The sequence below is a fragment of the Luteimonas fraxinea genome (assembly GCF_021233355.1).
In the GTDB taxonomy this organism is placed as follows: domain Bacteria; phylum Pseudomonadota; class Gammaproteobacteria; order Xanthomonadales; family Xanthomonadaceae; genus Luteimonas; species Luteimonas fraxinea.
In genome coordinates this window covers 3,072,109-3,095,404 of sequence record NZ_CP089507.1, presented here as the reverse complement: position 1 = coordinate 3,095,404, position 23,296 = coordinate 3,072,109, and the positions used below count along the sequence as shown (strand labels likewise).

General features: G+C 68.9%; 28 protein-coding genes. 16 read left to right on the top strand and 12 right to left on the bottom strand.

Annotated elements, in window-relative coordinates:
• Positions 1-45: 45 nt before the first annotated feature.
• The 5 genes from ggt to rsmD form a co-directional block, all read right to left on the bottom strand.
• Positions 46-1,830, bottom strand: a complete 1,785-nt coding sequence (gene ggt, locus LU699_RS13930; RefSeq protein ID WP_232137017.1) for a gamma-glutamyltransferase — start codon at positions 1,828-1,830, stop codon at positions 46-48.
• Positions 1,827-2,081 carry a YfhL family 4Fe-4S dicluster ferredoxin gene (locus tag LU699_RS13925; RefSeq protein ID WP_232115790.1) on the bottom strand — a complete coding sequence of 85 codons (255 nt, stop codon included), beginning with the start codon at positions 2,079-2,081 and terminating at the stop codon, positions 1,827-1,829. The genes ggt and LU699_RS13925 overlap by 4 nt, the downstream gene beginning before the upstream one ends.
• Before the next feature lie 158 nt (positions 2,082-2,239).
• Positions 2,240-2,791 carry a hypothetical protein gene (locus LU699_RS13920; protein ID WP_232137018.1) on the bottom strand — a complete coding sequence of 184 codons (552 nt, stop codon included), beginning with the start codon at positions 2,789-2,791 and terminating at the stop codon, positions 2,240-2,242.
• Positions 2,792-2,831: 40 nt separating this feature from the next.
• Positions 2,832-3,326, bottom strand: a complete 495-nt coding sequence (gene coaD, locus LU699_RS13915; RefSeq protein ID WP_232137019.1) for a pantetheine-phosphate adenylyltransferase — start codon at positions 3,324-3,326, stop codon at positions 2,832-2,834.
• A 75-nt stretch (positions 3,327-3,401) separates the two neighbouring features.
• Positions 3,402-4,013, bottom strand: coding sequence for a 16S rRNA (guanine(966)-N(2))-methyltransferase RsmD (gene rsmD, locus LU699_RS13910; protein WP_232137020.1), 612 nt, complete (start codon positions 4,011-4,013; stop codon positions 3,402-3,404).
• 81 nt (positions 4,014-4,094) lie between these two features.
• On the opposite strand from rsmD, the gene ftsY reads away from it, so the two are divergent.
• Genes ftsY through LU699_RS13890 form a run of 4 tightly spaced genes read left to right on the top strand, consistent with a single transcriptional unit; the run spans position 4,095 to position 8,069 of the window.
• Positions 4,095-5,399, top strand: coding sequence for a signal recognition particle-docking protein FtsY (gene ftsY, locus LU699_RS13905; RefSeq protein WP_232137367.1), 1,305 nt, complete (start codon positions 4,095-4,097; stop codon positions 5,397-5,399).
• Positions 5,396-6,715: an AsmA family protein gene (locus LU699_RS13900; RefSeq protein WP_232580213.1), complete on the top strand. Its 1,320-nt coding sequence runs from the start codon at positions 5,396-5,398 to the stop codon at positions 6,713-6,715. Before ftsY ends, LU699_RS13900 begins: the two co-directional genes overlap by 4 nt.
• Positions 6,712-7,791 (top strand): A/G-specific adenine glycosylase, encoded by a 1,080-nt coding sequence (gene mutY, locus LU699_RS13895; RefSeq protein ID WP_232137022.1) that lies wholly within the window; start codon positions 6,712-6,714, stop codon positions 7,789-7,791. The genes LU699_RS13900 and mutY overlap by 4 nt, the downstream gene beginning before the upstream one ends.
• Positions 7,792-7,793: 2 nt before the next feature.
• The gene (locus LU699_RS13890) at positions 7,794-8,069 is read left to right on the top strand and encodes an oxidative damage protection protein (RefSeq protein ID WP_232137023.1); all 276 of its coding nucleotides are present in this window, start codon (positions 7,794-7,796) and stop codon (positions 8,067-8,069) included.
• Here LU699_RS13890 and LU699_RS13885 read toward each other — a convergent pair.
• On the bottom strand, positions 8,045-8,518 hold the full coding sequence (locus LU699_RS13885) for a DUF6491 family protein (RefSeq protein WP_232137024.1): 474 nt from the start codon (positions 8,516-8,518) through the stop codon (positions 8,045-8,047). The genes LU699_RS13890 and LU699_RS13885 overlap by 25 nt on opposite strands.
• Positions 8,519-8,677: 159 nt before the next feature.
• Between LU699_RS13885 and murU the strand changes: the two genes are divergently transcribed.
• Positions 8,678-9,403: an N-acetylmuramate alpha-1-phosphate uridylyltransferase MurU gene (murU, locus tag LU699_RS13880; protein WP_269781277.1), complete on the top strand. Its 726-nt coding sequence runs from the start codon at positions 8,678-8,680 to the stop codon at positions 9,401-9,403.
• 46 nt (positions 9,404-9,449) lie between these two features.
• On the opposite strand, the gene hda is transcribed toward murU, so the two are convergent.
• From hda to LU699_RS13865, 3 genes are read right to left on the bottom strand one after another with little or no spacing between them, the layout of a single operon-like run.
• Positions 9,450-10,151: a DnaA regulatory inactivator Hda gene (gene hda / locus LU699_RS13875; RefSeq protein WP_232137025.1), complete on the bottom strand. Its 702-nt coding sequence runs from the start codon at positions 10,149-10,151 to the stop codon at positions 9,450-9,452.
• Between the two features lie 7 nt (positions 10,152-10,158).
• A complete protein-coding gene (locus LU699_RS13870; RefSeq protein WP_232137026.1) occupies positions 10,159-11,343 on the bottom strand; it encodes an AI-2E family transporter in 1,185 nt (394 codons plus the stop codon).
• Positions 11,344-11,377: 34 nt separating this feature from the next.
• Entirely contained in the window at positions 11,378-12,472 is a 1,095-nt protein-coding gene (locus tag LU699_RS13865) for a DUF2066 domain-containing protein (RefSeq protein WP_232137027.1), read from the bottom strand.
• Between the two features lie 146 nt (positions 12,473-12,618).
• Here LU699_RS13865 and purM point away from each other — a divergent pair, with 146 nt between their 5' ends.
• The 5 genes from purM to LU699_RS13840 are packed head-to-tail and all read left to right on the top strand — an operon-like array spanning position 12,619 to position 16,239.
• Positions 12,619-13,662 (top strand): phosphoribosylformylglycinamidine cyclo-ligase, encoded by a 1,044-nt coding sequence (purM, locus tag LU699_RS13860; RefSeq protein WP_232137029.1) that lies wholly within the window; start codon positions 12,619-12,621, stop codon positions 13,660-13,662.
• Between the two features lie 10 nt (positions 13,663-13,672).
• Positions 13,673-14,137: a hypothetical protein gene (locus LU699_RS13855; protein ID WP_232137031.1), complete on the top strand. Its 465-nt coding sequence runs from the start codon at positions 13,673-13,675 to the stop codon at positions 14,135-14,137.
• Entirely contained in the window at positions 14,134-14,790 is a 657-nt protein-coding gene (gene purN / locus LU699_RS13850) for a phosphoribosylglycinamide formyltransferase (protein WP_232137033.1), read from the top strand. The genes LU699_RS13855 and purN overlap by 4 nt, the downstream gene beginning before the upstream one ends.
• Positions 14,714-15,526 carry a DUF3108 domain-containing protein gene (locus LU699_RS13845; RefSeq protein WP_425491221.1) on the top strand — a complete coding sequence of 271 codons (813 nt, stop codon included), beginning with the start codon at positions 14,714-14,716 and terminating at the stop codon, positions 15,524-15,526. The genes purN and LU699_RS13845 overlap by 77 nt, the downstream gene beginning before the upstream one ends.
• A gap of 14 nt (positions 15,527-15,540) precedes the next feature.
• The gene (locus LU699_RS13840; RefSeq protein WP_232137037.1) at positions 15,541-16,239 is read left to right on the top strand and encodes a DUF3108 domain-containing protein; all 699 of its coding nucleotides are present in this window, start codon (positions 15,541-15,543) and stop codon (positions 16,237-16,239) included.
• A gap of 69 nt (positions 16,240-16,308) precedes the next feature.
• Here the strand turns inward: LU699_RS13840 and LU699_RS13835 are convergent, their stop codons facing one another.
• Genes LU699_RS13835 through LU699_RS13825 form a run of 3 tightly spaced genes read right to left on the bottom strand, consistent with a single transcriptional unit; the run spans position 16,309 to position 18,119 of the window.
• Positions 16,309-16,605: a hypothetical protein gene (locus tag LU699_RS13835; protein WP_232137039.1), complete on the bottom strand. Its 297-nt coding sequence runs from the start codon at positions 16,603-16,605 to the stop codon at positions 16,309-16,311.
• 3 nt (positions 16,606-16,608) lie between these two features.
• Complete coding sequence (murA, locus tag LU699_RS13830) at positions 16,609-17,868, bottom strand: UDP-N-acetylglucosamine 1-carboxyvinyltransferase (RefSeq protein WP_232137041.1); 1,260 nt, start codon at positions 17,866-17,868, stop codon at positions 16,609-16,611.
• On the bottom strand, positions 17,868-18,119 hold the full coding sequence (locus LU699_RS13825; protein ID WP_232137043.1) for a BolA family protein: 252 nt from the start codon (positions 18,117-18,119) through the stop codon (positions 17,868-17,870). The genes murA and LU699_RS13825 overlap by 1 nt, the downstream gene beginning before the upstream one ends.
• A gap of 163 nt (positions 18,120-18,282) precedes the next feature.
• Here LU699_RS13825 and LU699_RS13820 point away from each other — a divergent pair, with 163 nt between their 5' ends.
• From LU699_RS13820 to LU699_RS13795, 6 genes are read left to right on the top strand one after another with little or no spacing between them, the layout of a single operon-like run.
• Positions 18,283-19,284 (top strand): KpsF/GutQ family sugar-phosphate isomerase, encoded by a 1,002-nt coding sequence (locus LU699_RS13820; RefSeq protein WP_232137045.1) that lies wholly within the window; start codon positions 18,283-18,285, stop codon positions 19,282-19,284.
• 40 nt (positions 19,285-19,324) lie between these two features.
• Positions 19,325-19,882, top strand: a complete 558-nt coding sequence (locus LU699_RS13815) for a KdsC family phosphatase (protein ID WP_232137371.1) — start codon at positions 19,325-19,327, stop codon at positions 19,880-19,882.
• The gene (gene lptC / locus LU699_RS13810; RefSeq protein WP_232137047.1) at positions 19,879-20,445 is read left to right on the top strand and encodes an LPS export ABC transporter periplasmic protein LptC; all 567 of its coding nucleotides are present in this window, start codon (positions 19,879-19,881) and stop codon (positions 20,443-20,445) included. The genes LU699_RS13815 and lptC overlap by 4 nt, the downstream gene beginning before the upstream one ends.
• Positions 20,423-20,962 carry a lipopolysaccharide transport periplasmic protein LptA gene (gene lptA, locus LU699_RS13805; RefSeq protein ID WP_232137048.1) on the top strand — a complete coding sequence of 180 codons (540 nt, stop codon included), beginning with the start codon at positions 20,423-20,425 and terminating at the stop codon, positions 20,960-20,962. Before lptC ends, lptA begins: the two co-directional genes overlap by 23 nt.
• Complete coding sequence (gene lptB, locus LU699_RS13800) at positions 20,962-21,681, top strand: LPS export ABC transporter ATP-binding protein (protein ID WP_232137050.1); 720 nt, start codon at positions 20,962-20,964, stop codon at positions 21,679-21,681. Before lptA ends, lptB begins: the two co-directional genes overlap by 1 nt.
• Before the next feature lie 36 nt (positions 21,682-21,717).
• Positions 21,718-23,175: an RNA polymerase factor sigma-54 gene (locus tag LU699_RS13795; protein WP_232137052.1), complete on the top strand. Its 1,458-nt coding sequence runs from the start codon at positions 21,718-21,720 to the stop codon at positions 23,173-23,175.
• Positions 23,176-23,296: the final 121 nt, after the last annotated feature.

Below are 23,296 nucleotides of genomic sequence, written 5' to 3'. Positions count from 1 at the left end.
ACGCCCTCCCGCGTCAGACCGGTGGCCGATTGTAGGCGCAGTCGCTCAGCGCGCGACCGCTTCCACCTTCGCCGAGCCGACCGGATTGCGCGGATCGCTGCCGCCGGTGAGCGTGCCGTTCGCGCGGTTCCATTCGATGGTCTGCAGGTTGCCCCAGACGTGGCTGGAGCCGCGGCCGCCTGCGGCGCGATCGCCGGGCAGATCGACGATGTGGCCCATCGCGCGCAGCTTGGCTGCGGTGTCGGCGGAAAACGCATCGGACTCGGCCGAGATCGTGTCCGGCATCCATTGGTGGTGGTAGCGCGGCAGCGCGGCGACCGACTGCGCGTCGAGGCCGGCGTCGTAGCCGAGGATGCCCAGCAGCACCATCGTGATGATGCGGCTGCCACCGGGCGTGCCGAGCACGGCGACGCGATCGTCGGAGACGAGGAAGGTCGGCGTCATCGAACTCAACGGACGCTTGCCGGGCTTCGGCGCGTTCGCATCGAAGCCCATCACGCCGAACGCGTTCGGCACGCCGGGCTGCAGGGCGAAATCGTCCATCTCGTTGTTGAGCAGCACGCCCGTGCCGGGCGCGACGAGGCCGCTGCCGAACAGCAGGTTGACCGTCTGCGTGACCGCCGCGCGGTTGCCGGCGGCATCGACGATCGAGAAGTGCGTGGTCTCCTCGTCTTCCAGCGGCGTGGGATCGCCCGACAGCAGATCGCTGGGCGTCGCCTTCGCCGGATTGATCGTCGCGCGCAGGCCGGCGGCGTAGTCGCGGCTCAGCAGCGTGCGCTGCGGAATCTTCACGAAATCCGGATCGCCCAGATAGAAGGTGCGATCGCGGAACGCGCGGCGCATCGATTCGACGACCAGATGCGTGCGCGCGGCATCATCGAGTTTGGTTAGATCCCAAGGCTCGAGGATCTGCAGCATCTGCGCCATCGCGATGCCGCCCGACGACGGCGGCGGCGCGGTGACCACGTCCCAGTCGTGGTAGCGGAAACGGATCGGCTCGCGTTCGACGACCTTGTAGGCGGACAGGTCCGCAGCGGTCCATTCGCCGCCTTCTGCATTCACGCCGGCGACGAGCTTGGCGCCGGTCTCGCCACCGTAAAACCCGTCGAAGCCGCGCTCGGCGAGCAGACGCAGGGTGTTCGCGAGATCGGGCTGGCGGAAGGTGTCGCCCTCCTTCGGTGCCTGGCCATCGGCGAGGAACACCGCGCGCGTGCCGGGGTAGCGCTCCATCACCGCGCGACGCGACTGGTAGCCGCGCGCGAAGCGCGCGTAGACCGGGAAGCCTTCCTCGGCGATGCGGATCGCCGGCGCCAGCGATCTCGACAGCGGCAGCGCGCCGTAGGTCTCGGCGATGTGCACGAATGCCGCGGGCAGGCCGGGGATGCCGGCCGACCACGGGCCGTTCTCGGCGCGGTCACGGTCGAAGCTGCCGTCGGCCTTGCGATAGCGGTCCGAATGCGCGGTGGCCGGCGCGGTCTCGCGCGCGTCAACGAAGATGTCGCGGCCGGACTTCGCGTCGTGCAGCAGGAAGAAGCCGCCGCCGCCGAGGCCGGACGAAATCGGTTCGACCACCGACAGCACCGCCGAGGTCGCAATCGCCGCGTCGAATGCGTTGCCGCCCTCGCGCATGACCTGCAGGCCGGCTTCGGTGGCGAGCGTATGCGCCGAGGCGACCGCGTTGCCGGGTGGCGTCGCCGTGTTCTGCACGGCGCTCGCCGCAGGCGCGTCCGGCGCACGGACGTCGCGCGCACAGGACGGCGCGACCGCGAGCAGCAGCATCGACAGCAGCAGCGCCGGCATGCCGGCGAACGCGAAGCGGGAACGGCTCATGACGCCTCCTGCTGCAGGCGCGCCAGCTTGGCGAGCAACTGCACCTGGGTTTCGGGGATATCGGGATCGGGGTCGATGCATTCGACCGGGCAGACGACCACGCACTGCGGCTCGTCGAAGTGGCCCACGCATTCGGTGCAGCGCGCCGGATCGATGACGTAGATCGTTTCGCCCTGCGCGATCGCCTGGTTCGGGCAGGCCGGCTCGCACACGTCGCAGTTGACGCAGAGCTCGTTGATCTTCAAGGACATGTGCGCATTGTAGAGCGTGCGCCGTGGCGCCGGCGTTCCATGGGTGGAACTCGGTCCACCGCGCGCCCTTCAGATACGACAACGCCACCGGGCCTGCGCGCGGTGGCGTTGTCGGGGAGCGGCGGGCTGGACGTGCCGCCCGCCGCCGAAGCGCTGGATCAGCCTGCGTTGTCGATGAACACGTACTGCGAACCGGTCGGCTCGACGACGGCCTTGACGCGCTCGCTGTCCGCTGCGCTGCCGATGAACAGCACGCGCACGCCGTTCATGGTGCCAGCGCCGACCTTGGCGAACGAGGCAACGGTCAGATCGGCGGTGCGCGCCGAATCCAGGCCCGCGAAGATCAGCAGGTTGCCGCGGGTGATGCCGCGGGAAACGTCCTGCTCGGCCTTCTCGAGCAGACGCTCGTACGCGCCGTCGACCGGCGTCGACAGCGTCGGATCACCGTCGGCGGTCGTGGCCTCTGCGGGCGGCGCATCGGCAGCAGGCGCGGGCGCCGGCGGCACCAGATAGACGTAGGGCGAGTTGTTGACGCCTTCCATGTGACGGCCGGCCACATCGTTGAGATAGGCGTTCCACGCCGTCTTGTCCTCGGTGGTGGGCACCGCGACCGGCGCGGCTTCGACCTGCTGCGGCTCTTCCTTCTTGCCACAGGCGATGACCGGCAGGACGAGGCAGGCGATCAGCATTGCGCGGGTGATGGACTTCATGGGATTCCCTCTTCTTTTCTCTGGTGTTTGATGGGCAACGTCAGCGTTGCGAGTGTTTGCGCAATGCGCGATCGACAGCGGCGGGCACGAAGCCCGACACGTCACCGCCGAGACGCGAGATCTCGCGCACCAGCGTGGAGGAGATGAAGCCGTACTGCTCGGCCGGCGTGAGGAACAGCGTTTCGACATCCGGAATCAGATGCCGGTTCATGCTGGCGAGCTGGAATTCGTATTCGAAATCCGACACCGCGCGCAGACCGCGCAGCAGCACACCGGCGCCGACTTCGTGCACGAAATGCGCGAGCAGCGAGTCGAAGCCGATGACCTCGACATTGGTGTGGTGGGCGGTCGCGACGCGGGCCAGTTCGACGCGCTCTTCGAGCGTCATCGCCGGGCGCTTGGCCGGACTTTCGGCGATGCCGACGATCAGTTTCTCGAACAGCGGCGCGGCACGGTCGACGAGGTCGACGTGGCCGTTGGTGATCGGATCGAAGGTCCCGGGATAGACCGCGATGCGGTGGCGGCTCGCACTCATGGCTTGCGTTCGCTGTCGAAGGAATCGGATGGAACGTGGCGCGGGCGGCAAGTGTAGCAGCGGCGCGTGCGGCGATCAGCCGGCGCGCCGGTACAGCGCGCAGTGCGCTTCGCGGGTCGCCAGCTCACGGTGCAGTTGCCAGCCGGGCCCGGGTTGCGCGGGCCGTTCTGCCATCGATTCGACGTACAGCCAGGCGTCCGCCGCCAGCGCCGGTGCGAGCGCGGCGAAGGCCTGCGCCCACAGGTCGGCGGCGAACGGCGGATCGACGAACGCGATGTCGATGCTGCCGGCCGGCAATGCGCCTGCCATCGACACCGCATCGCCGCGCTGGACCGAGACCACGTCGCTGCCGGACAGGCGCGCCGCAGTTGCGGTCAGGGCTGCGGCGAGTCCGAGGTCGCGTTCGACCAGCACCGCGCTGGCCGCGCCGCGCGAGACCGCCTCCAGCCCGAGCGCACCGGTGCCGGCGAACAGATCGAGCACGCGCGCGCCGGGCAGCACCGGCAGCAGCCAGTTGAACAGGGTTTCGCGCACCCGGTCCGGGGTCGGGCGCAGGCCGGCGACGTCGGGCACCTCCAGTCGCGTGCCGCGCCAGCGGCCGCCGACGATGCGCACCCGGCCCGGTCCGGTGTTGCGGTTGACGTTCGGTGACGACCTGCCCGAGCCGCCGCTACGAGGGGTCTTCATGCGTGTTCGCCCGCGCGGGGCCGCTGAAAGTCGGGTGATACCATGCGCGCCATTCTCCCCCATCCAGGCTACGAAGGCCGCATGGTCAGCTGGTTCAAGCGCGACAAACCTTCCGACAAGCCCGAGGCCGACAGCGGCCGACGCCGCCTCAGCGCCGACGAGATCGCTGCTGCGTTCGCGCCGCCCGCTGCGCCCGCGCCGGCGCCTGCGCAGCCGCCTGTGGTTCCGCCGCCTGCGCCGACTGCTGCCCCTGATACGCAGGGCGTCGATCCGATCGCGACACCGCTGCAGACGCTCGATGCCGGGCGGCTGCCCGCCGATGCGGCGTTGCCGGCGACGGAGATCGCACCGGTCGTTCCCGAACCCGTTGCGACGCCCGCACCTGCGCCTCCTCCGCCCGCGTTCGTCGATCCCGCTGCGGCACTGGCCGACTACGTGTTCGCCAGCACCATGCCCGCCGCCGCGCCCGGCAAGTCCGGCTGGCGCGAGCGTCTGGGCGGCAGCACGTTCGCCAAGAGTTTCGGTGGCCTGTTCTCGCGTAATCCAAAGCTCGATGAAGATCTGCTCGACGAGATCGAAACTGCGCTGCTGACCGCCGACGTCGGCGTCGCCGCGAGCACCGAACTGGTCGAGTCCTTGCGCAAACGCATGAAGGCGCGCGCGTTCGTCGATGCCAACGATCTGCTCAAGGCGCTGCGCGGTGACCTCATCGCGATGCTCGAGCCGGTCGCGAAACCGCTGGTCATCGACACGAACGCGAAGCCCTTCGTGATCCTGACCGTCGGCGTCAACGGCGTCGGCAAGACCACGACGATCGGCAAGCTCGCAAAGCGCTACAAGGATGAAGGCCACGCGCTGATGCTCGCGGCCGGCGATACCTTCCGCGCCGCTGCGGTGTCGCAGCTCAAGGCCTGGGGCGAACGCAATGGCGTGCCCGTCGTCGCCCAGGGCCAGGACGCCGATCCGGCCGCGGTCGCCTTCGATGCGCTGCAGGCAGCGAAGTCGCGCGGCACCGGCATCCTGATCGCCGACACTGCCGGCCGCCTGCACACGCAGCAGGGCCTGATGGCCGAGCTCGGCAAGATCCGCCGCGTGCTCGGCAAGATCGACCCGACCGCGCCGCACGAAGTGCTGATGGTCATCGACGGCACCACCGGACAGAACGCGCTGTCGCAGCTGCGCCAGTTCAATGCCGCGGCGCAGGTCACCGGCCTGGTCGTGACCAAGCTCGACGGCACCGCCAAGGGCGGCGTGGTGTTCGCGCTGGCACGCGAGTTCGGCATTCCGATCCGCTTCGCCGGTATCGGCGAGCGCCCCGAAGATCTGCGCGTGTTCGACGCCGAATCCTTCGTCGACGCGATGCTGCCGGAGACGCTGGGGGCGTGAGCAACCCCACTCCGGCGCCCGAGCCATCGGCGCCGCGGCGCCTGCGCTGGCTGCGCCTGCTGCTGATCGCGCTGGTGCTGTCGATCGCCGCCGCGCTGCTGGTGCAGGTGCTGCTACCGCCCGAACGCGCTCTGCGCCTGGTACTGGCACGCCTCGAACCCACGCTCGGCCTGCGCATCACGTTCGAAGGCGATGTCGAGTACCGCCTGCGCGGCACGCCGCAGCTGGTGGTGCGCGATGTCAGCATCGCCGCGACCGGATCGGCCACGTCCGACGTGCCGATGCTGCATGCGGACCGCATGCTGCTGTCGCTGCCGTGGAAGACCATCCGCAGCCGCGGCGCCGATCTCGAAATCAGCCGCGTCGGACTGGATGCACCGCGCCTGCATCTGCCGTCGCTGTTGCGCTGGCTCGATGCGCGTCCGCCGGGCGACGGCAAGGTGCCGACGATCACCAACGGCGTACGCATCGTGCGCGGCCGCCTCGACGGTGATGGCTGGCGCATCGATGGACTCGCGCTGGACCTGCCGTCGCTGCATGCCGACCGGTCGCTCGACGCACTGGTCGGCGGCACCGTGCATCTCGATGCGCTGCAGGCGCCGTTCCGGCTACGCGTGCACGCGGATCGCGCAGTCGATGCACGCGAGTTACAGGCGCGCGGCACGCTCGCGGTGGTGCATACAGCCGGCCGGCTCGACACCACGCTGCAGGCCGATGCCACACGCATCGACGCCGACATGCCCGGCTTCGCGCTGTCGCCGCTGCGCATCGCCGTTGATGCGGGCTGGCAGGGCGCCGATGCCGCCGACGCGTTGCCGTTCGTACTCGGCCTGCACGGTGCGCTGCACGTGGGCGGCGACGGCAACGTGCTGGGATTTGCGCCGATGGGCATCGCCCTACGCGGCGAGGGCGTGGTGCCGGATCTTGTCGCCGGCGGACGCGTCGCACTCGGCGATCGACTCACCCTCGCGCTCGATGGCCGCATCGCACAGTGGCCGGCGGCATGGCCGGCGGCATGGCCGGCGCTGCCGCCGCCGCTGTCGGACTCGACGCAGCCGCTGCCATTCGCGCTGCGCTATGACGGTCCGGCGGATGCATCGGCGCCGATCGCACTACAGCTCGAACACGAACATGCGCGCTTCGATGGCGAGGCGCGGATCGCGGCGATGCTCGGCTGGTTCGATGCGCTCTCCGCTGGCTCACCCCTGCCGCCCCTGCGCGGACAGCTGACCGCCGATCGCGTCGAAGTCTCCGGTGCGGTGCTGGAAGGCGTCGAGATTACCTTCGACGACGGCAGCGGAGAAACGCCGCCGTGATCGCACGCACCGATTACGCGGCGCGTCTGCTGGCGTGGTTCGACGTGCATGGTCGGCACGATCTGCCGTGGCAGCACCCGCGCACGCCGTATCGCGTGTGGCTGTCGGAAATCATGCTGCAGCAGACCCAGGTGCGGGTCGTCATTCCCTACTTCGAGCGTTTCGTCGACGCGTTGTCCGACGTGCGCGCACTTGCCGACGCGCCGCAGGACACCGTCCTCGCGCTGTGGTCGGGCCTCGGCTACTACGCCCGCGCGCGCAATCTGCACGCCGCGGCGCAGCGCTGCGTCGAACTGCACGATGGCGATCTGCCACGCGATCTCGATGCCCTGCTCGCCCTGCCAGGCATCGGCCGCAGCACGGCGGGCGCGATCCTGTCGCAGGCCTGGGGAGATCCGTTTCCGATCCTCGACGGCAACGTCAAACGCGTACTCGCGCGCCGCCACGCGGTCGATGGCTGGCCTGCGCAACCGAAGATCGAAAAACAGTTGTGGGCGATTGCCGAAACGCTGCTGCCGGACACGCGGCTGGCCGACTACACCCAGGCGCAGATGGATTTCGGCGCGACGCTGTGCACGCGCCACAACCCCGCGTGTCTGCTGTGCCCGGTCAACGAAGACTGCGCCGCGTTCGCGCAGGGCCGCGTCGACGAACTGCCGACGCCGCGGCCCACCAAGGCCCTACCCGAGCGCGAAGCCAGCTTGCTGCTGCTCGAAGACGCAAAGGGCCGCGTGCTGCTGGAGAAGCGCCCGCCGACCGGCATCTGGGCGGCGCTGTGGTCGCTGCCGCAGGCTGAAGACGATGCGCGCGCGGTCGACTGGCTGCGCATGCACGCACCCGGCCTCATCGATGCTGTGGATCTCGATACGCCGCAGCGCCTGTTGCCGGTGCAGCACGGTTTCACCCATTTCAAACTGCGCCTGCGACCGCTGCACTGGTCGGGCCTCCCGGCCCGTCACCGCGTGGGCGACAATGACCGACTGCGCTGGGTGGCACGCGACGAACTCGCGACGCTCGGCATTCCCGCCCCGATCCGCACGCTGCTGCTCGCGCCGCGCATCGCCCTGGAGGATTGACCATGAGCCGACGCGTCTTCTGCGTCCACGACCAGACCGAAACCGACGGACTGGATTTCATCCCCTGGCCCGGCGAACTCGGCAAGCAGGTCTTCGCCGAGATCGGCAAGCCGGCCTGGGCGCGCTGGCTGGCGCACCAGACCATGCTGATCAACGAGAACCGACTGTCGCCGCTGGATCCCAAGCACCGCGCCTTCATCGAAGGCGAGATGCGCAAGTACCTGTTCGAACGTCAGACCGGCACCGTGGCCGGTTACGTGCCCGCGTCCGACGCCTGATCCATCGAAGGCGCGCCTTCGGGATTGCGCTTCTCTGCGGCGCGGATCGCCTTGATGTCCAGCGGACGGATCTGCTGGATGTGGCACGGCATGCTGATCGACCCGCGACTGCGCACCAGCACCTTGTCGAATCGCGCATTGACGCGATTCATGCGGCTCGTCAGCCCGATCGCCGGAGTGAACGTGAGATCCTGGCAGGTGCCCGACAGATCCAGCAGCCAGGCCTCGCTCGGCCGCGTCCACACCGCGAGCGCCGAATCGCCGAGCGGCGTCCAGCCGTTGATCGAACCGAAGTAGCGGAAATGATCGACCGCTGCGCCGGCATGCGCGTCGTAGAGCGCGTACTTCTCGGCGTCGGTGGTGCGCGGAAAGGTCCCGCAGGCGGCGAGTGCGAACGCCGCGAGCAGCGCTGCTGCGATGCGAAGACGGCGGCGGACGGTCGAGACCATGATGGGCTCCTGCGAATGCACGATTGCGAAGATGCGCTCGATGATGCGCCAGGCATGCGCCGCACACCTGGCAACGCGCCGCCGACGTTCAGCCGCGGGCCGGCTCGCCGGCACTGCGGCTGACGGTTACGCTGTCGCGCCCGCCCTGCTGGATCCGCCGTGTCGAACGCGCCTGCACCTGCCCGCCACCGCCAGGCCCTGATCTTCGCTGCGGGTCTGGGCGAACGCATGCGGCCGCTGACCGACACCACACCCAAGCCGCTGCTGGCGGCTGGCGGCAAGCCGCTGATCGTCTGGCATCTGGAAAAGCTCGCCGCGCTCTGCGTGCGCGATGTCGTGGTCAACGTGTCCTGGCTCGCCGACCGCTTCGAACCCGCGCTCGGCGACGGCAGCCGCTGGGGACTGCGGCTGCACTATTCGCACGAAGGCGCGCCACCACTCGAAACCGGCGGCGGCATGTTGCACGCGCTGCGCCTGCTGGACGACGCGCCCTTCATCGCGGTCAACGGCGACATCTGGAGCGATTACGACTTCGCGCGGCTGCCGGCCGAGCCGGAGGGCGATGCGCATCTGGTGCTGGTCGACAATCCCGCGCACAACTCCGCAGGCGATTTCGCACTGGACGGCGCGGACGTGCGCAGCGATGGCGCGTCGAAGCTGACGTTCTCGGGGATCGGCGTCTATCGCCCTGCCCTGCTGCACGACTGGCGCGACATCATTGGCAGCGTGCCTGGCGTCCATCTGGAACCGCCGCGATTCAAGCTCGCGCCGTTGCTGCGCGCGGCGATGACGAACGATCGCGTGACCGGCGCGCATCATCCGGGGCGCTGGACAGATGTCGGCACGCCCGAGCGGCTGGCGCAGCTGGATGCAACCTTGGGTTGAGTGTTTTCGCGGGAGCGTCCTGGAGAGGCTTTCGCCAGTCGCGCGCTCAGTCGAGCGCCAGTACCTGCCGCACGAACGGCACGGTCAGCCGTCGCTGTGAGGCGAGTGAGGCGTGATCGAGACGATCCAGCAGCGCGGTGAGCGCCGGGAGATCGCGATCATGGCGGCGCAGCAGCCAGTCGATCGTCGCGGCGTCGACCTGCAGGCCGCGACGTTCGGCGCGCAGACGCAGCAGGTCGTGGCGGCCGGCGTCGTCGAGCACCGGCAGCGGCACGCGGATGCACTGGCCGAGTCGCGAGCGCAGATCCGGCAGGCCGAGTGCCAGCGCGTCCGGAGACGCTGACGCGGTGTAGAACACCGCGCGTCCGGCGTCGTGCAGCCGGTTGTGCAGATCGAACAGCGCGACCTCGTCGTCGCGGTCGCCGGCGATCGCATCGACGTCGTCGATCGCGACCAGATCATGACCATCGAGTGCCTGCGCGGCGTCGCGCAGGCGACCGGCAATGCCGCGCAGCGGCAGGTACACGGCGCGCCGGCCGAGCCGGTCGGCTTCCGCGCACAGCGCGATCGCGAGGTGGGTCTTGCCGGTGCCCGAGGCGCCTTCAACGTAGAGCCCGCGGCGCACGCCGGCCAGCGCGAAGTCGCGCAGCTGCGGCAGCAACGCGGCATCGTCGGCGACGAAGGTTTCGAGCCGCTGGTCCGGCGGATACCGGAGCGCCAGCGGCAGCTGGGGCGATGGACCACTCATGCCGGACTCAACGCTCGCCGTCCAGACCCTTGGTGTCGGTCACGATGATCACCGGACGCTGCGACGTCGCCGCACCTGCGATTTCGATGTCCGGCTTGTCGCCGGCGTACAGGCGGCTGTGCGTGTAGCGCTCGTGCGCGTAGCGCAGCAGCACGTTGACGACCGCGGCCACCGGCAGCGCCAGCAGCATGCCGAGGAAGCCGAACAGCTGGCCGCCCGCGAGCACGGCGAAGATCACCGCGACCGGATGCAGGCCGATGCGATCACCGACCAGACGCGGCGTCAGCACGTAGCTCTCGACCAGCTGGCCGATCGTGAACACCACGCCGATCAGGATCAGCAGCTGCCAGTCGAAGCCCTGCGCCTGCACGATGGCCGCGATCAGCGCGAGCAGGATGCCGACGGTCGCGCCGAGATACGGAATGAAACTGATCAGGCCGGCGACCATGCCGATCAGCAGGCCCAGACGCAGGCCGACGATCGACATGCCGACCGCATAGATCGCGCCCTGTCCCAGCATCACCAGGAACTGGCCGCGCAGGAAGCCACCCAGCGATTCGCTGGTTTCGCGTGCGAGGCGGGTCGCGGTGTCGATATGGTCGCGCGGGATGAGCGCGGCCACGCGCTCGACCAGCAGATCCCAGTCGCGCATGAAGTAGAACGCTAGGATCGGCACCAGCACCAGATTGATGACCAGCGCGAGGATCGCAAAGCCCGAACGCGATGCATAGGCCAGCACCGTCGCCGCGACGCCGCCGGCCTGCTGCCAGTGGCCGCGAATCAGTTCGATCAGGCGGTCGGTGTCCAGCCACGACATCACTTCGTAGCCGGTGCGCTGCTCGATCCAAGGCAGCGCGGTGCCGAGCAGCCAGTCGCGGTACTGCGGCAGGCTGTCGATCAGGGTGACGATCTGCCGCTCGATCATCGGCACCAGGATGATCAGCACCAGCGCCAGCAGCAGCGTCATCAACAGGAACACCAGCGTCACCGCGACCGCACGCGACCGGCCGCGACGCTCGAGGCGATCGACCAGCGGATCGCCGAGCCAGCCGAGCAGCAGCGCCAGCACGAACGGCGTCAGGATCGGGCCGAGCAGCCAGATCACGTAGCCGACGGCGAACGCCACCAGACCCCATTGCAGGCGCTTGAGGAAACGCGCGATGTCGGCGTTCGCGGGGTCGGTCTGGATCATCGGTGGCGGTCCGTGCGGTACAGCGAAGAAGGGATCAACGCAGATGGAACACGGGCGTGACGCCCTCGATGTTGCCGTCGGCTTCCACGAACACGTTCTCGTCGGCCATGCGGCGGAAGCCGGTCAGGCCGGTGAGCAGATCGAGCTGCACTTCCAGCCCCAGCGGCGTCGCCCGGACCGGACGGATGCCGCGCACCACCGACATGCGCTGAAGTTGCGCGGACAGCTTCACGTAGTCGGCGCTGCTGTTGATGCCGGAGAATACGATCGCCTGCGTCGACGGCGCACCGGTCGGGCTGGTACGCGCATAACGCTTGGTCAATGCATCGGCTGCGCCGTCGGCGCCGCTGGCCAGCGTGCGACGGGCATCGGCGCCGGTCTCGCTCCAGCGCGCGAGCACGCGGCCGCTGTCGACGAAAATCCAGTCGGCCTTCCAGCCGGCGCCGTCGCGGTAGAGCTTGCCGATCAGCTGCATCGGCGGGTTGTAGCGCGACGAGATGCGCGCGACGGAAGCGGTGTCACCGCGCCAGATCGCACCCACTGCGGCCTGCTCGGCGGCGTTGCCGGTCGGCAGGCCGAGGCGGTAGCCGCGCTCGATCGCACGCTGCAGCGTCGGGCGGGCCACGTTGTTCTGCTGCAGCGCGACGAGACGCGGGCCGGAGCCGTCGTCGATCGCCAGCCACATCACCGGCTTGGGCCGCGGATCCGGCCACACCGGCAGGCCCAGCGCGCCGGCAACGGCGTCCACATCGTCCTGGCGGAAGCGCACGACCAGCGTGGTGGTGAAGGTCGGCGAGCCGCGCGAGGACACGCCCTCGTCCTGGCGGTAATCATAGCCCTCGACGTACTGGGCCGCGCGGCGGAGTTCCTGCGACACGCCCGGGCGCTGGGCCGCGTTGCGGTCGCCCGACAGCTTGCCGAGCACCTGCGCCAGCGCGCGGGTGAAGCCGGCCTCGCGCTCGGATTCGCTCTGGCTGCGCACCGGAATTTCAGCCGCATACAGGCCGACGGCCGCGGCCCGGTCGCCTTCCACGCGCTGCGCGGAAGCGGTTCCCGACACGGCGAACGTGCCCAGCAGCGCGGCCAGCAGCCACGTCATCATGTTGAACGAGCGCTTCGGGCGGTGCATCCGGCAAGTCCTGGATCGGGGCGTCATCGAGGCGCGATGGTGCCATAAACGATGCGGACGGTCCGTGGCGACGCCGATGCACAGGCCACGACTGCGAGCCGGGCGGCTGCTAAAATCCGCGGTCTTCCCGCCTTGCGACGGCTGCCGTGACTGCTCCCACTCCCCTGACCTACCGCGATGCAGGCGTCGATATCGACGCAGGCAACGCACTCGTCGAACGCATCAAGCCGCTGGTCAAGCGCAGCTTCCGGCCCGAGGTCATGGGTGGCCTGGGCGGTTTCGGCGCGCTGTTCGACCTCTCGGGCAAGTACCGCGAACCGGTGCTGGTCTCCGGCACCGACGGCGTGGGCACCAAGCTCAAGCTGGCCCAGCAGTTCGGCCGCCACGACACGATCGGCATCGATCTGGTCGCGATGTGCGTCAACGACGTGCTGGTGCAGGGCGCCGAGCCGCTGTTCTTCCTCGACTATTTCGCCACCGGCAAGCTCGACATCGACACCACCGCGTCCGTGATCGGCGGTATTGCCCGCGGCTGCGAACTGTCGGGCTGCGCGTTGATCGGCGGCGAAACGGCCGAGATGCCGGACATGTACGGCATCGGCGAGTACGACCTGGCCGGCTTCACCGTCGGCGCGGTCGAGAAATCCGAACTGCGCGACGGCAGCAAGGTGCAGGCCGGCGACGTGCTGGTCGGCATCGCGTCCAGCGGCCCGCACTCCAACGGCTATTCGCTGATCCGCCGCATCTTCGAACGCGCCGGCCGCCCGACCGACATCGAAGTCGGCGGCGTGAATCTGGTCGACGCGCTGATGGCGCCGACCACGCTGTACGTGAAGCCAGTGCTGGAACTGCTGCGCAGCGATCTTGGCCCGCAGCTGCACGCGATGGCCCACGTCACCGGCGGCGGCCTGACCGAAAACATCATCCGCGTGATTCCGGATGGCCTCGGCCTGACTATTGACGCGAAATCGTGGCCGCAGCCGCCGGTGTTCGAGTGGCTGCAGCGAGAAGGCGCGGTCGCCGATCACGAGATGTGGCGCACGTTCAACTGCGGCATCGGCTTCGTGCTGGTGGTGCCGGCAGACAGCGTGGCCGCGTTCGGCACCGCGCTCGATGGTCTGGAGCTCGCCCACTGGACGATCGGCGAAGTGATCGAAGCCCGCGACGGCGATCGCGTCCGCATCAGCTGATTCAGGCGCCGTGTCGGCCGGATCCGAACCCGCGTCTCCATACGCGCCGCCGGCGACTGCATCGCCGGCGTTGCGCGTGCCGGTGTCGCCTGCCGCAGCGTCCAGCCAGCTGCGCACGCTCGGCGTGCTGCATCACATCCTCGGCGCGCTTTCGCTCGCCGGCGCCGTGGTCTTCGGCATCATTCTGGTGTTCGGCTTCACCCAGGAAGCCGCCGAAGGCTTCACCGATCCCGTCGGCAAGGCGACGATCGCGGTCTTCGGGGTGCTGACCATCGGCTCGCTGATCGGCGGCGTGCTGTGCATCTGGTCCGGCCTGCATCTGCTGCGGCATACGCGCACCGGCCTGTGCACGACCGTCGCCGCGCTGCTCTGCCTGCATGTGCCGCTCGGCACCGCGCTGGGCATCGCCACGCTGGTGATCCTGCAGCGCCCCGACACACGTGCTCTGTTCGACGTCGCGGGCGCACGCCGATGACGATGCGACTGGCGGTGCTGGCCTCGGGCCGCGGCAGCAATCTGCAGGCGATCCTCGATGCGATCGCGGCCGGCACGCTGGACGCCGAAGTCATCGGCGCCTGGTCCGACCGCAAGGACGCACAGGCGCTGGTGCGCGCCCGCGACGCCGGCCTGCAGGCGCATGCGATCCGACCGCGCGATTTCGCCGACCGCGCCGCGCACGACGCCGCGCTGTTCGGCGCCCTCGATGCCGCAGGGCCCGACCTGATCGTCTGCGCCGGTTATATGCGTCTGATCGGCGCCGAGGTCATGACCGCGCGCGCCGGCAGGATGATCAACATCCATCCTTCGCTGCTGCCCGACTTCAAGGGCCTGCACACGCACCAGCGCGCGCTCGATGCCGGCGTGCCGGAACACGGCGCCAGCGTGCATTACGTGACCGCCGAGCTCGACGGTGGCCCGGTCATCGCGCAGGCGCGGGTGCCGGTGCTGCCCGGCGACGATGCCGGGACGCTGTCGGCACGCGTCCTGGGCCGCGAACATTCCCTGCTACGGGAGACCTTGCGCTGGATCGCCGCCGGTCGCGTGCGGCTGCATGAAGACGGCGTTCATGTCGACGGCCAACGCGCCGCCGCGCCGCTTCAGCTGGCAGCCACTGATTGCTTCGCATGATGCCCGTCCTATGCGCGCCCTCCTCTCCCTGTTCGCGACCGCCCTGCTGATCGTCGCGTGGCCCACGGCCGCGCGCGGTGCCGGGCTGGAGCCGTTCGTCGCGACCTACGACGCCTGGTACCAGGGCAAGCAGGCCGGCACGGCGACAATGCGCCTGCAACCGCAGGGCGCGCAGTGGCAGGTGGATCTGGGCATCCGTGGCAACCGCGGTTTCGCCGGCATCCTCGGTCTGAATCTGGAACAGGACACGCTGTTCGACGTGGTCGGCACCGTCTACCGCCCGCTGCGCCAGAGCACGACGCGCAAGGCTGCGGTGTTCTTCAACCGCAAGGTCGAGGGCGTCTACGACTGGGCCAACAATGTCGCACGCTGGACCGGCGATCTGAGCAAGCGTCGCCGCGATCCGGTACCGCTGCAACCCGGCGACATGAGCGCGCTGCTGATCAATCTGGCAGTGATGCGCGATGCCGCGCCGAACGCGACACTGCAGTACCGCTTCGTCGACGGCGGCCGCGTGCGCCAGTACGCCTACCAGGCGGCCGCCGAGCCGGAGCTCGTGCAGGTCGGCGACATCAGTTATTCGGCGTTGCGCGTTTCACGAACCAACGGCGGCAACGACGAGATGATCATCTGGGTCGCGGACGGCGTACCGACGCCGGTCCGGATCCTGCAACGCGAAGATGGCGAGGACGCGGTGGACCTGCGCCTGGTCGAATACCAAGGAGCACCACAATGAAGACACGAGCCCCCATGACCCGACTGCTGACCGCTACCGGCGCTGCGCTGTTGGCCTTCGCTGCGCTGCCCGCGATGGCGATCGAGCCGTTCACCGCGACCTACCAGGCCAACTACATGGGCATGCGCGCGCAGGCGAACATGAATCTCGCGCAGGAAGGCGGCAACCGCTGGAAGTACGGCCTGCAGGTCGCGGGCGCTGGCGCGCGTCTGGAGCAGACGACGACCTTCGAAGCGAACGGCGAGCAGTGGCGTCCGGTGTCGAGCAGCGACTCGCAGCGCGGCGAATCCGGCCTTGCGGCGATGCTGATGAAGAACCGCGAACTCAACACCACGTACGACTGGAACGCGGGCGAGGCCCGTTTCGCCGGCGACGTGCGTGACGGACAGGGCGGACCGGTGAAGCTGCAGACCGGCGATCTCGACGGCATGCTGATGAACCTCGTGCTGGTGCGTGACGTGCAGGCCGGCAAGTCGCCGCTGCGCTACCGCCTGGTCGAAGACGGCCGCGCGAAGCGCCAGCTGTTCGAACGCCAGGGCACCGAACAGGTGACCGTCGGCGGTCGTTCGATGGAAGCCACCAAGGTCGTGCGTACTGACGGACGCCGCGAGATCATCGCGTGGATCGTCGACGACATGCCGGTGCCGGCGCGCCTGCTGCAGCGTCGCGACGGCAAGGACCACATCGACATGCGTCTGCAATCGGTCAACTGATCCGCGCATCGCATCAAGCAAAAGGCCCCGCATCGCGGGGCCTTTTTTGTGGGTTCCGGCGACCGCGCCTCAGGGCGCGGTTTCGGTCCTGCACTCCACCCGGATCGATTCGGCCGAGCCGCGCCGGCGGTAGTCGACACAGCTGCGGCTGCCTTCCTGCGTGCGCACCGCAGTGACGGTGAAGAAGCCCTGCAGCACTTCGCCGCGGGTCAGTTCGCCGTCCTCGTTCCAGTCCATCTCCTTGAACGGCATGCCGCTGAGCGCCGCGGCATTGGTGTAGCGCATCCAGCCCAGCGCGAGCAGCACCACCGCGATCGTCGCGAACAGCGCGATGCGGCGGTTTGACAACCGGCCCCTGAACGCCATGGCCTACTTCACCCGCCGGATGCGCGCACCGAGCCCCGAGAGCTTGCGTTCGATGTGCTCGTAACCGCGATCGAGGTGATAGATGCGGTCGATCGTCGTGTCGCCGTCGGCCACCAGGCCGGCGAGGATCAGCGACGCCGATGCGCGCAGATCGGTCGCCATCACCGGCGCGCCACTGAGACGCTCGACGCCGTGCACGCTGGCGCGCGGGCCGTCGATGTCGATCTCCGCGCCCAGGCGCATCAGCTCGCTGACGTGCATGAAACGGTTCTCGAAGATCGTCTCGTCGATCGTGCCGGTGCCTTCGGCGACACAGTTCATCGCCATGAACTGCGCCTGCATGTCGGTCGGAAACCCGGGGTGCGGCGCGGTGACGATGTCGATCGCGCGCGGGCGACGGCCCTGCATGTCGACGGTGATGCGGTCGCAGTCGATCTCGACCGTCGCGCCGGCATGGCGCAGGCGTTCGATCACCGCGCCCAGCGTGTCCGGACGCGCACCCACTGCGGTCACGCGACCGCCGGTCATCGCCGCGGCCACGAGGAAGGTGCCGGTCTCGATGCGGTCGGCGACGACGGCATGCGTGGCGCCATGCAGACGCTCGACGCCGCGCACTTCGATGCGCGAGGTGCCGGCGCCGCGGATGTCGGCGCCCATCGCGATCAGACATTCGGCCAGATCGACGATCTCCGGCTCGCGCGCGGCGTTGTCGATCAGCGTCGTGCCATCGGCGAGCGTCGCCGCCATCAGCACGTTCTCGGTTGCGCCGACGCTGATCGTTTCGAACACCACGTGGCCACCGCGCAGACGCTCGGCCTGCGCGCGGATGAAACCGTGTTCGACGGTGATCGTCGCGCCCAGCGCTTCGAGCGCCTTGATGTGCAGATCCACCGGACGCGCACCGATCGCGCAGCCACCCGGCAGCGAAACTTCCGCCGCGCCGTACTTGGCCAGCAACGGGCCGAGCACGAGGATCGAGGCGCGCATCGTGCGCACGAGTTCGTACGGTGCGACATGGCTGGTCACGCTGCGCGGATCGACGGTGACGCGCCCGTTCTCGACGTCGTGCTCCACGCCCGCGCCCAGACCCGACAGGAGCTTGGTCGTCGTCAGCACGTCGTGCAGATGCGGCACGTTGGTGACTTCGACCGGTGCATCGGCGAGCAGGGTCGCGCACAGGATCGGCAGCACGGCGTTCTTGGCGCCGGAAATGCGCACTTCGCCCTGCAGCGTCGCGCCGCCGGTGACGATGATCTTGTCCATCAGCCCTGCCCTGCGCCGGCAGCCGCGTGTTCGTCGGGCGTCTTCGTGTTGAGTGCGAGCGCGTGGATCTCGCGACCCATCAGCGCGCCGAGCGTCGCATACACCATGCGGTGACGCGCCAGCGGCAGCTTGCCGGCGAATGCGGGCGAGACGACCAGCGCCTCGAAGTGCACGCCGTCGTCGCCCTGCACGTGCACCACGGCGTCGGGCAGACCCTGCTGGATGAGGTCGGTGATGGTCTGGGTGTCCAAGAATCGGGTCCTGTGGCCGCGCTGCCGGGCCGTGAACGTCGCTGCGACCGCTGCGTGAAGCGCGGATGAGCCGTCATCGCCGACGCCGCCTGTCGCGGGGCATTCACGCCGGAAAGCGCATAAAATGAACGGCTTAGCCTAACGGAAAAGCCCTGTGCCGGATATGGTCGACCACCCCCGTGAAGTTGCCGCTGCCGGGTCCGATTTCGCGGCCAGCGGACGACGCGTCTTCGCGGTCGAGGTCGAAGGTCTGCAGACGGTGGCCGCGCGGCTGGACGGCGAATTCTCCGCCGCCTGCGCGCGCATCCTCGAATGCCGCGGCCGCGTGGTCTGCATGGGCATGGGCAAGTCCGGCCATGTCGCCCGCAAGATCGCCGCAACCTTCGCATCGACCGGCACCCCGGCCTTCTACGTGCACCCGGGCGAAGCCGGCCACGGCGACTTGGGCATGATCACCGACGCCGACGTCGTGCTGGCGCTGTCGTATTCGGGCGAGTCCGACGAGATCCTGATGCTGCTGCCGGTGCTCAAGCGCCAAGGCAATGCGCTGATCGCGGTGACCGGACGCTCCACGTCGACGATGGCCATGGCCGCCGACATCCACCTCGACATCAGCGTGCCGGCCGAAGCCTGTCCGCTGGCGCTGGCACCGACCGCGAGCACGACGGCGTCTCTCGCGATGGGCGATGCGCTGGCCGTCGCGCTACTGGAGGCGCGCGGCTTCACCGCCGACGACTTCGCCCGCTCGCACCCGGCCGGCGCCCTCGGCCGCCGCCTGTTGCTGCACATCCGCGACGTCATGCATGGCGGCGGCGAGATTCCGACCGTGGCCGCCGACGCCTCGCTGGCCGACGCGCTGCTGGAAATGAGCCGCAAGCGTCTGGGCATGACCGTGGTCGTCGACGAGGCCCAGCGCCTGATCGGCCTCTACACCGACGGCGACCTGCGCCGCACGCTGACCGATCCCGCCATCGACGTCCGCGACGCGCGGATCGCCGACGTGATGACCCGCGATCCGATCGCGATCGCCGCCGATGCGCTCGCGGTCGAGGCGGCGCGCCTGATGGAAACCCGCAAGATCACCATGCTGCCGGTCGTCGATGGCGAACGCCGGGTGGTCGGGGCGCTGAACATCCAGGACCTGCTGCGCGCCCGCGTGGTCTGAGCCGGCGCCCATTCATTCAATGCCCGATACTTTCGAAACCATGCCCGACGCCCTTGCCCCCTTCGCCGACGTCTCCGACGCAATCCTCGCCCGCGCCGCCCGCGTGCGCCTGGCGTGCTTCGACGTCGACGGCACGCTGACCGACGGCAGCCTGGGCTTCGACAGCGACGGCCGCGAGATCAAGACCTTCCATGTCCATGACGGCCAGGGTCTGGTGCTGCTGCGCAAGGTCGGCATCGCGGTCGCGCTGGTGACCGCGCGCAAGGGTGGCATCGTCGAGCGCCGCGCGGCCGACCTCGGCGTGGAGGCGCATGTCCACGTCGCCGACAAGCGTGAGCGCGTCGAATCACTGTGCGCTTCGCTCGGCATCACGCTGGACGAAGTGGCGTTCATGGGCGACGACCTGGCCGATGTCGGCGTGATGCGCGCCGTGGGTTTCGCCGTGTCGCCCGCCGACGCGCACGCCTGCGCCGGCGACAGCGCGCACTGGCGCACCCGCGCCAACGGTGGCCGCGGCGCCGGACGTGAGCTGTGCGATCTGATCCTGCATGCGCAGGGCCGCCTGGCCGGCATCCACGCCGATGGGCGGGTCTCGTGAACTGGCGCCTGACCCTGACCGTCGTGCTGCTGCTCGGCGCGCTGATCTCGGGCTGGTCGGCCTGGCGGCAGAAGGACACGATCGTCTCGGAAGATCCCGCAGACGGTCGCACCGACTACCTGTTGCGCGACTTCGACATCGTCGCCCTCGACAACGAAGGCCGCGAAGCGTTCTCGCTGCAGGCCCCGCAGCTGCAGCAGACCCCTGGCGCGCGCACGCTCGAACTCGTCACCCCGCTGTTCCATGTCCCGGAAAAAGAAGGCGACGGCCGCTGGGAAATCCGCTCGAAGACCGGCTGGGTGTCCGAGGACAACCAGGAAGTCCGCCTGCGCGGCGAGGTCACCGCCGACAGCCCCGAAGGCAGTCCGCGTCCGACCCGCATGCGCACCGAGGCCATGAACGTCTTTCCGCAACGCAACCAGGCCACGTCCGACGCGCTGGTCGACGTCGAACAGCCCGGTTCTACAATGCAGGGCACCGGCATGCGTGCCGACCTCGATTCGGGACGGATCGAGCTTCTTTCCAAGGTGAAATTCCGCAATGAACCGAATTCCCGCCGCTAGTCTGTTTCTGGTCGCCGCGCTGGCCGTGCCGATGGGCGCGGTTGCGAAGTCGTCCGACCGCAACCAGCCGCTCGACGTCGACGCCGGTGGAAGTGACTGCTCGGTCAGTGACGAACGACTGCCCTGCCTGCTCACCAGCGGCGTGACGATCACCCAGGGCACGCTCGAGATCCAGGCGACGCGCGCCGACCTGCGCCGCAGCAGCGGCGAATTCCAGCGCGTGATCCTCAACGGCGGCCCGGTGAAGATGAAGCAGCAGATGGACGACGGTGGCTGGGTCGACGCGACCGCCGCCCAGGCCGACTACAACATGACGAGCGACACCGTCGTACTGACCGGCAATGCCGTCGTCAACCAGCCGGGCCAGGGCAAGATCGAAGGCCAGCGCATCGTCTACAACATGTCGACCGGCCGGGTGCAGGGCGGCGGCGAAGGCCAGGGCCGCGTGCGCATGCAGTTCCAGCCGCGCAACCAGACGCCAGCGCAGCCGGCGCCCGCAGCGCAGGGCGGCCGCTGATGCTCGTCGCCGAAGGTCTGCGCAAGAGCTACAAGCAGCGCGAGGTCGTCAAGGAATTCGGGCTGACGCTCGAATCGGGCGAGGTCGTCGGCCTGCTCGGCCCCAACGGCGCCGGCAAGACCACCTGTTTCTACATGATCGTCGGCCTGGTGCCGGCCGATGCCGGCCGGATCGTACTGGATGGTCACGACATCACCGCCGAGCCGATGTACACCCGAGCCAAGCGCGGCGTCGGCTACCTGCCGCAGGAACCGTCGGTGTTCCGCAAGCTCAGCGTCGCCGACAACATCATGTTGGTGCTGGAGCTGCGTGAGGATCTCGACAAGGCCGGCCGCCAGAAGACGCTGGCCGACCTGATGGACGAGCTGCAGATCACGCACGTCGCCGACCAGGCCGGTGCCAGCCTGTCGGGTGGCGAGCGACGCCGGGTGGAAATCGCCCGCGCACTGGCCGCGAATCCGCGCATGATGCTGCTCGACGAACCCTTCGCCGGCGTCGACCCGATTTCGGTCGGCGAGATCCAGCGGATCGTCACCCATCTCAAGGAACGCGGGATCGGCGTGCTGATCACCGACCACAACGTCCGCGAGACCTTGGGGATCTGTGACCGGGCGTATATCCTCAGTGACGGCGGCGTGCTCGCGCAGGGGGCTCCGGAAGCACTGCTGGCCAATCCCGACGTGCGTCGTGTCTACCTGGGGGAATCCTTCCGTCTGTAGTCGGCGCACGCATCCGGTCAGGGAGTTCCGGAGTCGATGAAGCCACGTCTGCAGACATCGCTGGGGCAACATCTCGTTCTGACGCCGCAATTGCGTCAGGCGCTGCATTTGCTCCAGTTGTCGACGGTGGAACTCGAAACCGAGATCACCACCGCGGTCGAGAGCAATCCGCTGCTCGACTGGGAAGAACCCGAGTCCATCTCCGCGCAGCCGCTCTCCGAACGCGGCAATACGCAGGATCAGGACAACACCCGCCAGGATCACGACGACAACGGCCGCGACGGCGATGTCGAACCCACCGCTGCGTGGGATGGCGACGACGGCTGGAACGAACGCGGCAGCGGCGGTGGTCAGGGCCATGGCGACAACGACGGCGACGGCGATGCCGCCGACCGCATGATCCAGTCGGAAAGCCTGCAGGACCACCTGTCCTGGCAGCTGCATCTGAGCACGATGTCCACGCGCGACCGCAACATCGGCATTGCGCTGATCGATGCGATCGACGACGACGGCTATCTGCGCGAATCACTCGACGACATCGTCGCGGCGCTGCTGCCGGAAACACGCGCCACCGCGGGCGAAGTCGCCGCAGTGCTGTGCCGCGTGCAGCGTTTCGACCCGGTCGGCGTGGGCGCACGCGACTTAGGCGAATGCCTGCGCCTGCAACTCGAACCGCTGCGCGTGGACACGCCCGGCCGCTCGGTGGCGCTGCTGGCCGCGCGTGATCACATCGAACGTCTGCCGAAACTCGGCGCGCCGGGACTCGCGGATGCGCTCGGCTGTCCGCCCGAGGAAGCCGCGACCGCATTGCAACTCCTGCGCAGTCTCGATCCGCGTCCCGGCGCGCAGATCGGCAACGTGCCGCACGACAATTACGTGACGCCCGATTGCGTGATCGCGCGTCAGAACGGCGTCTGGAAAGTCACGCTCGCCGGCTCGCATTTCCCGCGCGTGACCATCCATCGCGGCTACGAGCAGATGATCCAGCACGCAGGCGCCAGCGATGCCGGTTATCTCAAGGGACGCCTGCAGGAAGCGCGCTGGCTGCTGAAGAACATCGAGGCGCGCGGCGAGACCCTGCTCAAGGTCGTGCGCTGCCTGGTGCGCCAGCAGTCCGGTTTCCTCGAATTCGGCAAGCGCGCACTGCGTCCGCTGACACTGCGCGAAGTTGCAGAGGAAATCGGCATGCATGAATCCACGGTGTCGCGTGCGGTGGCGCGCAAATGGGTGCACACACCGCGCGGCACGCTGTCGCTGAAGGACTTCTTCGATTCCGGCGTCGGCACCGAAGGCGGCGGCGAGGCGTCCAGCACCGCGATCCAGCAGATGATCCGCAGCCTCATCGAGGCCGAGAACCCGCGCAAGCCGCTGTCGGATGCGCGGCTGGCCGATCTGCTCAAGGCCGCCGGTGTGCCGGTCGCACGTCGCACGGTGGCCAAATACCGCGAAGCGCTGCACATCGTCTCGTCGCACGAGCGCGTTCGCATCGCCTGAACTTCCGGTTCCCTAAGTTGGTCCCAGAGACGTGACGGGCGGCGCTTGCACCGGGCCTCCGCCGCGCTACTCTGGACCCGATCGTTCGCGTCGATCGCGGACGGGTCCTTCCCGAACCGTT

What these genes read in the sequence shown, in the direction of transcription:
- ggt (WP_232137017.1), bottom strand. Translation starts at nt 1,830, where the DNA reads ATGAGCCGTTCCCGCTTCGCGTTCGCCGGCATGCCGGCGCTGCTGCTG.
- LU699_RS13925 (WP_232115790.1), bottom strand. Translation starts at nt 2,081, where the DNA reads ATGTCCTTGAAGATCAACGAGCTCTGCGTCAACTGCGACGTGTGCGAG.
- LU699_RS13920 (WP_232137018.1), bottom strand. Translation starts at nt 2,791, where the DNA reads ATGAAGTCCATCACCCGCGCAATGCTGATCGCCTGCCTCGTCCTGCCG.
- coaD (WP_232137019.1), bottom strand. Translation starts at nt 3,326, where the DNA reads ATGAGTGCGAGCCGCCACCGCATCGCGGTCTATCCCGGGACCTTCGAT.
- rsmD (WP_232137020.1), bottom strand. Translation starts at nt 4,013, where the DNA reads ATGAAGACCCCTCGTAGCGGCGGCTCGGGCAGGTCGTCACCGAACGTC.
- ftsY (WP_232137367.1), top strand. Translation starts at nt 4,095, where the DNA reads ATGGTCAGCTGGTTCAAGCGCGACAAACCTTCCGACAAGCCCGAGGCC.
- LU699_RS13890 (WP_232137023.1), top strand. Translation starts at nt 7,794, where the DNA reads ATGAGCCGACGCGTCTTCTGCGTCCACGACCAGACCGAAACCGACGGA.
- LU699_RS13885 (WP_232137024.1), bottom strand. Translation starts at nt 8,518, where the DNA reads ATGGTCTCGACCGTCCGCCGCCGTCTTCGCATCGCAGCAGCGCTGCTC.
- hda (WP_232137025.1), bottom strand. Translation starts at nt 10,151, where the DNA reads ATGAGTGGTCCATCGCCCCAGCTGCCGCTGGCGCTCCGGTATCCGCCG.
- LU699_RS13870 (WP_232137026.1), bottom strand. Translation starts at nt 11,343, where the DNA reads ATGATCCAGACCGACCCCGCGAACGCCGACATCGCGCGTTTCCTCAAG.
- LU699_RS13865 (WP_232137027.1), bottom strand. Translation starts at nt 12,472, where the DNA reads ATGCACCGCCCGAAGCGCTCGTTCAACATGATGACGTGGCTGCTGGCC.
- purN (WP_232137033.1), top strand. Translation starts at nt 14,134, where the DNA reads ATGACGATGCGACTGGCGGTGCTGGCCTCGGGCCGCGGCAGCAATCTG.
- LU699_RS13845 (WP_425491221.1), top strand. Translation starts at nt 14,714, where the DNA reads ATGAAGACGGCGTTCATGTCGACGGCCAACGCGCCGCCGCGCCGCTTC.
- LU699_RS13840 (WP_232137037.1), top strand. Translation starts at nt 15,541, where the DNA reads ATGACCCGACTGCTGACCGCTACCGGCGCTGCGCTGTTGGCCTTCGCT.
- LU699_RS13835 (WP_232137039.1), bottom strand. Translation starts at nt 16,605, where the DNA reads ATGGCGTTCAGGGGCCGGTTGTCAAACCGCCGCATCGCGCTGTTCGCG.
- murA (WP_232137041.1), bottom strand. Translation starts at nt 17,868, where the DNA reads ATGGACAAGATCATCGTCACCGGCGGCGCGACGCTGCAGGGCGAAGTG.
- LU699_RS13820 (WP_232137045.1), top strand. Translation starts at nt 18,283, where the DNA reads ATGGTCGACCACCCCCGTGAAGTTGCCGCTGCCGGGTCCGATTTCGCG.
- LU699_RS13815 (WP_232137371.1), top strand. Translation starts at nt 19,325, where the DNA reads ATGCCCGACGCCCTTGCCCCCTTCGCCGACGTCTCCGACGCAATCCTC.
- lptA (WP_232137048.1), top strand. Translation starts at nt 20,423, where the DNA reads ATGAACCGAATTCCCGCCGCTAGTCTGTTTCTGGTCGCCGCGCTGGCC.
- lptB (WP_232137050.1), top strand. Translation starts at nt 20,962, where the DNA reads ATGCTCGTCGCCGAAGGTCTGCGCAAGAGCTACAAGCAGCGCGAGGTC.
- LU699_RS13795 (WP_232137052.1), top strand. Translation starts at nt 21,718, where the DNA reads ATGAAGCCACGTCTGCAGACATCGCTGGGGCAACATCTCGTTCTGACG.